The 4,804-nt window shown below is 60.9% G+C and carries 3 protein-coding genes and 2 pseudogenes; all 5 read right to left on the bottom strand.

All coding sequences use genetic code 11. The features are described from left to right. Positions 1-53: 53 nt before the first annotated feature. Positions 54-1,170: pseudogene (locus tag ABSE61_RS36235) on the bottom strand (phenylacetate--CoA ligase family protein). Between the two features lie 59 nt (positions 1,171-1,229). After that, positions 1,230-2,165 carry an ABC transporter ATP-binding protein gene (locus ABSE61_RS36240; RefSeq protein ID WP_423875957.1) on the bottom strand — a complete coding sequence of 312 codons (936 nt, stop codon included), beginning with the start codon at positions 2,163-2,165 and terminating at the stop codon, positions 1,230-1,232. 50 nt (positions 2,166-2,215) lie between these two features. Next, a complete protein-coding gene (locus tag ABSE61_RS36245) occupies positions 2,216-3,499 on the bottom strand; it encodes an ABC transporter substrate-binding protein (RefSeq protein WP_423875958.1) in 1,284 nt (427 codons plus the stop codon). A gap of 56 nt (positions 3,500-3,555) precedes the next feature. Beyond that, positions 3,556-4,629, bottom strand: a complete 1,074-nt coding sequence (locus ABSE61_RS36250; RefSeq protein ID WP_423875959.1) for a branched-chain amino acid ABC transporter permease — start codon at positions 4,627-4,629, stop codon at positions 3,556-3,558. A gap of 1 nt (position 4,630) precedes the next feature. Then, positions 4,631-4,804: pseudogene (locus tag ABSE61_RS36255) on the bottom strand (branched-chain amino acid ABC transporter permease); the annotation flags it as partial.

The raw sequence follows: 4,804 nt of genomic DNA on the forward strand, positions 1-4,804 counted from the left end.
TTTTAACTTTCTTTGCGGTTTTGCAAAACGAACCCAATTCTGTGATGTCGCAATTAGCGCTCGTCCGCAATCACCTTGCCATCATTCGGCAGGCTTCCAGGTGCGGTCAGCTCAACTGTGCCGCTGAGCTTTGTGACCGAGCGCAACGTGGCGGCGATCGCGTTGCTCAGCGCGTCGTTGGCTGAAGTGGATTCGCACTTCAGTACCATCACATCCTGTTCGTTGTCGCGCTGAACGACGAGGCGCAATCGCCCGAGTTCGGGGTGACGTTTGCCGATCTCGGCAATTTGCTCGGGCCGGACAAACATGCCTTTGATTTTGGTGGTCTGGTCGGCGCGGCCCATCCAGCCTTTGATGCGCTCATTGGTTCGGCCGCACGGGCTTGCACCCGGCAGCGCCGCGGTGAGGTCGCCGATCGCCAGCCTGATCCAGGGATGGTCGGGATCGAGCGTGGTGACGACGATCTCGCCGACATCGCCCGGGGCAACCGGCTCGCCGGTGCCCGGCCGCACGATTTCCAGGATGATGTCCTCGTTCACCACGAGGCCCTGGCGCGCGGCGGTCTCAAAGGCAATCAGGCCGAGATCGGCGGTGCCGAAAGCCTGATAGGCGTCGATGCCGTGCGACTTGATCTCCTTCTGCAACGAAGGCGGAAACGCAGCACCCGAAACCACCGCCCGCTGGATCGAAGACGGTATTGCCGGGGCCCGCGGGAATGACAGCGCAGCCAAGCGCGCGTGCTGCGGTGTCGAAGATGAAGCCGCCGGGCGTAAGGTGATAGCTGAACGTGTTGAGCACCACATCGCCGTCGCGAAAGCCGGCCGCAAACAACGCCCGTGCCCCGCGCCAGGGATCGGCATGTGTGGCTTCCGGCTCGAAGATCGGCCCCGGCGACGTATAAAGCCGCGCAAAGGCCCCTGGCGGCTTGTCAACGAAACCGCCGAAGGGTGGCGTGGCCTTGTGCAGCGCTGGTAGATCCGATTTGCGCAACACTGGCAGTGTTGCGAGTGCGCTGCGGCTGGTGATCGTCGCCGGATCGATGCCGCGGAGATGTTCGGCATAGCCGGGCGCTTCCATCGCCTTGCGCAGGATGGCGGGGAGGCGGGAGAACAGCTCGGCCTCGCGCATCGAAGGATCACGGGTTTCAAGGGCGTCGTAGTGGTCGGTCATTGTGTATTGCCTCTAGCGGTCATTCCGGGTTCGCATCTTCGATGCGCCATGACGGCTGCTCACAACCATCGCTTCCGCCGCTTGAAGCTTTTCAGGTTTTTAAAGCTCTTGCGCTGATCGCCGGCGCCGCCGAGATAAAATTCCTTGACGTCCTCGTTGTCGCGCAATTCGTCCGCGGTGCCGTCGAGCACCACCTTGCCTTGTTCCATGATGTAACCATGACTAGCCACCGAGAGCGCAGCGCGCGCGTTCTGTTCCACCAGTAAAATGGTGACGCCGAGGTCGCGGTTGATCTCCTGGATGATGGCGAACACTTCCTTGACCAGAAGCGGCGACAGGCCCATCGAGGGCTCGTCCATCAGGATCATCTTCGGCCGTGCCATCAGCGCGCGTCCGATCGCCAGCATCTGCTGTTCGCCACCGGAGAGATAGCCGGCCAATCCCGTGCGCTCCTTCAGGCGCGGGAAATACTTAAACACCATGTCGATATCGGAGGCCACCTCGTTGTCGTTGCGCGTAAAGGCGCCGAGCTTCAGGTTTTCCAGCGACGTCATATCGGCGATGATGCGGCGGCCCTCCATCACCTGAAAGATGCCGCGACGGACGATCTTGTCGGGATCGATGCCGTCGATCCGTTCGCCGTCGAACAGGATTTCGCCGCGCGTCACTTCGCCGTCTTCGGTCTTGAGCAGGCCAGAAATCGATTTCAGCGTGGTCGATTTGCCGGCGCCAGTGGCGCCGAGCAGCGCCACGATCGATCCTTTGGCTACGTCCAGGCTCAGGCCACGCAGCACCAGGATCACGTCGTCATAGACCACTTCGATGTTACGTACCGCGAGGAGCGGGGCGGGGGTGGTGTGGGGCGCTGTGTTTGCGGCCGTAGCGAGAGAGGATTCCACCGGCAAAACCTCGTTCGAATATTGCGGGATCTTGATCACCTCCCCCTGAAAGGGGGAGGTCGGCGAGCCCGCTTTGGGCGAGACGGGAGGGGTCATGCGAGGACCCCCAACCCAGCGCTCCCCCTTTCAGGGGGAGGGTGAAGCGATCACCACCCGAACCAATCGGCCTTGCGCGGCAGGTCGACGGTCTTGACTTTCTCGAGCTTGATCGTGCCCTTGGCCATCAAATCGTTGATGTCGCCATCGGTCGCGCCAGAAATCTTCGAGCGATAGAGATCGACCTTGAGCGTGGCGCGATGGTCCTTCGCGGTCCAGGTCGAGGGATTGCAGACGCCGTCCGTTCCGGCCGGCACCCAGTCGGCCTTCTGATAAAAGCCGTTGGCGACGTTCTCGCCGGTCGCCCCGCCGTTCTTCGCGGCCCAGTCCAGCGCCTCCTTCATGTAGAGCGCCGAGCAGACGCCGGCGATATAATGCACCGGCCGATAAACCTTGCCGGTCGGGTCAGACATTTTGGAAATCTCCACCACGGTCTTCATGCCCGGCGCGTTGCCGCCCCAGCCCACTGCTGTTCGTAGCGGGAAGATCACGCCGTCGGCGGCGTCGCCCGCGGTCTTGGCGGCGTTCTCATCCATGCCCCAGACGTTGGAAAGAAATTGCACATCGACGCCCGCGGTCTTGCAGGCCTTCATGACCGAGATGTTCGAGGCAGCCGTGTTGCCGAGATAAGCATAGTTGGCGCCGGCGCTCTTCAGGCTCAAACACTGCGCGCTGTAATCGCCGGGCGAGAGTGCAAACACTAAGGGCGGCAGCACTTCGAAACCGAGTTCGGTCGCGAGCGCTTCACCGGCCGCTTTCGGGGCGTTGGGGTAGGGGTGGTTGGCGCCCATATGGACGAATTTCGGTTTGCCCGGTTTGCCCTTGGCTTTCCAGTCTTCGGCCGCCCAGGTGAGCTCGGCGCGCAGCGCATCCGAATAAGTCGGGCCGTAGAAGAAATTATAGGGCGCGGCCTTGGCCCTGCCGCTGGTGCCTTCGGGATCGCTCAACGCTGCTGCGTAGGAGCCGGAAAGATCGGGAATTTTATCCTGGGCGAGGAAGCCGGTCAGCGCCTCGGTATCCGCCGTGCCCCAGCCCATGATCGCTGCGACCTTGCTGTCGGGCGCGGACCATTTCTTGTAGAGCGCGATCGCGCGTGGCACCTGATAACCGTAATCGTTGCTGTCGACCGCGAGTTGCTTGCCGCCGACGCCGCCATTTTTGTTGATCCAGGCGAAGGTGTCCGCAACTCCCTGTCCGTAGGGCGTGCCGACATCGGACGTGCCGCCCGAGAGATCTTCGAGATGGCCGATGGCGATCTGGGCTTGTGCGCTCGATGCCGCGCCGCCGAGCATCACCGCCAACGAAACGGTGCTAGCCAAAGATTTCAGGGTCATGGTGTCTCCTCCGGTTATATATTTTAAGTGTTATCTTAGTCTCGCTTGTCTCAAGCTCAATGCGAAAACGGGTAGAGTTTCCAGTAGATCTTGATTTGCCGCCAGCGATGGGCGAGCCCATCGGGCTCAAACATCAGGAAGCCTATGATGATCAGCCCTACGGTGATCTCGCGCAAAAACGTGATGTTGTTGTTGAGCGAAAGCGCGCGGTCGACGGCGGAGCCCTTGAGCGTCGTACTGATCCACTCCATCGATTCCGGCAGCAGCACCACAAAGGCCGTTCCCATCAGCGTGCCCATGATCGAACCCGTGCCACCGATGATGATCATCGCCAGAAACAGGATCGAGCGTTCGATGCCGAACCCTTCCTGCGAGATCACGAGCTGATAATGCGCATAGAGCGCACCCGCGATGCCGGCGAAGAATGCCGCAAGCCCGAATGACAGCGTCCGGTATTTCGTCAGGTTGATGCCCATGATCTCGGCGGAGAGATAATGATCGCGGATCGCGACCAGTGCGCGGCCGTCGCGCGTGCGCATCAGGTTGGTGACCAGCAGAAAACAAACCACGAGATAAGCGAGCACGACGTAGAAATATTGCCGGTCGCCGCGAAACGCATAGCCGAAGACCGAGAACGGATTGGCGCTGGCGGGCACCGAGCCGCCGGAGAACCATTCGGCGCGCGAGAAGAAATCGAGCAGGATATATTGCGCGGCAAGCGTGGCGATGACGAGATAAAGCCCCTTCAGCCGCGCCGCCGGCACGCCGAAGATCAGGCCGACCAGCGCTGTGACCACGCCGGCGATCGGAATGGCGAAGAACACCGGGATCGGCAGGTTGTTCGAGATGTAGGCCGAAGTGAAGGCGCCGAACAGAAAGAACGCGGCATGGCCGATCGAGATCTGTCCGGTGAAGCCGACGAGGATGTTGAGGCCGAGCGCTGCAATGGCAAAGATGCCGATCTGGATCGAGATGCTGAGCCAGTAATTGGAAAGCAGATACGGCACGAAGCAGGCGAGGATGATGCCGATTATTGCAAAGTTGCGGCTCATCGCGGTCGGAAAGATCGTGGTGTCTGCCGCGTAGGAGGTGCGGAAGTCGCCGGATGGAATGAGGGAAGGGCTCGCCATATTATACCCGCTCGATGTCTTTGGTGCCGAACAGGCCATACGGTTTGATCATCAGGATGATGATCATCACGTAGAACGGCGCAATCTCATAGAGATTGCCCCAGTGCAGATATTCGCTGTCGACATATTGGGCGATGTTCTCAAGCAGCCCGATGATGACGCCGCCGAGCACGGC

This window comes from Bradyrhizobium sp., from assembly GCF_049519115.1.
GTDB lineage: Bacteria > Pseudomonadota > Alphaproteobacteria > Rhizobiales > Xanthobacteraceae > Bradyrhizobium.

Coding starts and splice junctions, on each gene's coding strand:
- ABSE61_RS36250 (WP_423875959.1), bottom strand. CDS start 4,629: ATGGCGAGCCCTTCCCTCATTCCATCCGGCGACTTCCGCACCTCCTAC.
- ABSE61_RS36240 (WP_423875957.1), bottom strand. CDS start 2,165: ATGACCCCTCCCGTCTCGCCCAAAGCGGGCTCGCCGACCTCCCCCTTT.
- ABSE61_RS36245 (WP_423875958.1), bottom strand. CDS start 3,499: ATGACCCTGAAATCTTTGGCTAGCACCGTTTCGTTGGCGGTGATGCTC.